The organism is Corynebacterium sp. HMSC034B08 (genome assembly GCF_001835805.1).
GTDB lineage: Bacteria > Actinomycetota > Actinomycetes > Mycobacteriales > Mycobacteriaceae > Corynebacterium > Corynebacterium coyleae.
Genome location: NZ_KV825964.1, coordinates 210,402 through 212,760, shown reverse-complemented (window position 1 = coordinate 212,760; position 2,359 = coordinate 210,402). Strand labels below are relative to the sequence as shown.

The window sequence follows — 2,359 nt, the reverse complement described above, 5'->3', positions numbered from 1 at the left end:
GCGACCTACGCGACCTCGCCGCCGCCTGCATCGAAGCCGACGTAAAAGTGATAATTGTCGATCCGCTCATGGCCTTCATCAACGGCTCAACGGACTTGTATAAGTCGAACGAGATCCGAGAGCGCTTAAGACCGTGGGCCACGCTAGCGGAGCTGATCGAAGGCGTGGTGATCGGCATCACCCACCTAAACAAGTCCGGGAACGGCGACGTAGTAGCCGGAATCAACGGCTCGTCCGCATTCGGAGAGGTCGCACGCACAGTGTTCGGCTTCACGAAGGACCCGCAGGCCGACGACGACACCCGCGTCATGTCCCTTGAAAAGAACTCCTTGGGAAGAGAAGGCTTTGCATGGCGATACCGAATCAAGCAGGAAACAATCACCACAGACAAGGGCCGCACCGCCGACATGGCCGCCTTCGAAATGGTTGGAGAGTCCGCCGAAACCGTTGGCGAAATCCTGCGACAGACCGCCAACGGAGCAACAGCCGAAGACACAAGCGAACTCCGTGACGTAGTGCTCCGGTTTCTCGAAGAGAACGGAGGTTCCGCACCCGCCGCAGAAATAGAACGGGAAGTAAGGAACGCGGGACTAGTGTTCAAGTCCGCCCAAAACCAGAAACGACGCTGGGGCATCACATCGGAAAAAGTCGGCAATGTCTGGCACTGGGTTGCACCCAACGCCCCGCATGATCCCACCACAACCCAGCAGTCCCCCCATGTACGGGATCATGGGACCTTGGGATCATCGCAGGTAAAAGGCAAAAACCTAGTCAGTCAAGGCCCCAAGATCCCTAGATCCCAAGATCCCCTATACAAAGCACCGGCGGGAGATTGGCACCCGAGCGACACCCAAACCGTCACCCTCGACTGCCTATCAACGACGCACCCCCAAACCGCCAAACAGATCGCCGCTCAACTACCCAGAAACCAGCGAGAAACGCTGCACGAGACCCTCACCGCACTCGTACAGAACGGGCTGGCATCGGCCACACCCGAAGGCCGCTACTTAAGGACAGACCAATGACGCGCCGGGAATCAATCAAAAGCCGAGTACGGATAGGCGGCATCACCCGCGCATGGTCGAACCTAACCGTTGGGTACGGCAGCAGTCCGACAGGAAAGCCTCTAACCGTCCTCAAGTTCCCCTCACTAGAGGTAACGGCGACGCTCACGCCCGAGGCCACGCGCGTCTTGGCAGACCGGCTTCATGACATGGCCGACGCGCAAGAAGACTTACTCCGGCGGGACTCCGCTCATATGCACCGGGAACGCGAAGGAACACAGAGGAACACGCATGTAGTGGACAGCCTCGAAAACAACCATCACCCAAGGAAGGACAACGGCAATGACGAATAACCGAGTCACCGACGACCAAAAGGCCCGCATCGAAGAATTACGCAAGGACGGCTGGACGCTTAGGGAAATCTCGCACGAAACCGGCGTAAGCGTAGCCACGTGCTCCCGCCACCTGAACCGCCAAGGGATCGTGGGGGACACCAGCCGCACCGTGGAAGCCGCCCGCGCAAGGTTTGAAGCCGCACAGACAGCCCGATACGACTTAATTTGTGATCTTTTCGACGATTTGGAAAACCTACGGACCAGGCTTAACGAGCCGTACGAAGAATGGATCAATAGCCCAGACGGTCCAGTCAAAGTAACCCTGCCCGAGCCGCCACTAAGCGAATGCGCCCGGATCACGGAGGTCATGCGTAAAACTGTTGCTGAAATCAGCCGCCTAGAAGCCGAATTCCTAGCCAACAACGAACTCGACAGCGCCCGAAGCTTCCTACAGAATCTACAGGCCAGTCTTGAAGCTGCCGTCGAACTCGCTGGACCAGACAATGACCCGTTGAACTACGACAGCGATTACAGCGTTCACAACGACCCAGAGCAGTAGCAGGCACAAATAAGGGGCCACAGGACTTGCCTGTGGCCCTACAACAGGCGCGGGCTACACGAACGCGCTGCCGTTCAACTGCAATGGCTCGGGCGTGCCTGGCACGTCTGCAAGCGCCGCAGCGTCACCTTCCCAGCGGAACGCCGAACGAAGTTTGTACTGTTCGCACAGCCGCGTCAGTTCGGCAAGACCGAGCGCCCCGGCCACGCGCCGGGCAAACGCGCGGGGATCGGTAGCAGACGGGGCAACGCCCGAGTGGTCCAGTAGGTCCACGGCCAGATCAACCACGCGGTACGCGCTCGAAGCGTTACCCGTCAGCCGCTCAACCATCGCGCGCAGCCCCGCGACGAGCTCAACCCAAGCCGCGTGCGACAGCCCCGTGGAATCGGTCAGCGCGCCAGCAGGCACATATTCACCGCTATCGAGCTCGCCCGGCGCGGGCAACGGCACATAGTCAGCAG

General features: G+C 59.6%; 2 protein-coding genes and 1 pseudogene. 2 read left to right on the top strand and 1 reads right to left on the bottom strand.

The window, feature by feature from the left end:
- Positions 1 to 1,025 (top strand): annotated as a pseudogene (locus tag HMPREF2656_RS07425) (hypothetical protein); the annotation flags it as partial.
- Between the two features lie 321 nt (positions 1,026 to 1,346).
- Positions 1,347 to 1,898, top strand: coding sequence for a winged helix-turn-helix domain-containing protein (locus HMPREF2656_RS07415; RefSeq protein WP_070816234.1), 552 nt, complete (start codon positions 1,347 to 1,349; stop codon positions 1,896 to 1,898).
- 54 nt (positions 1,899 to 1,952) lie between these two features.
- Here HMPREF2656_RS07415 and HMPREF2656_RS07410 read toward each other — a convergent pair.
- Positions 1,953 to 2,359 (bottom strand): hypothetical protein (locus HMPREF2656_RS07410; protein ID WP_168167549.1); only part of this gene is annotated, 407 nt, incomplete at its 5' end.

What these genes read in the sequence shown, in the direction of transcription:
- HMPREF2656_RS07415 (WP_070816234.1), top strand. Translation starts at nt 1,347, where the DNA reads ATGACGAATAACCGAGTCACCGACGACCAAAAGGCCCGCATCGAAGAA.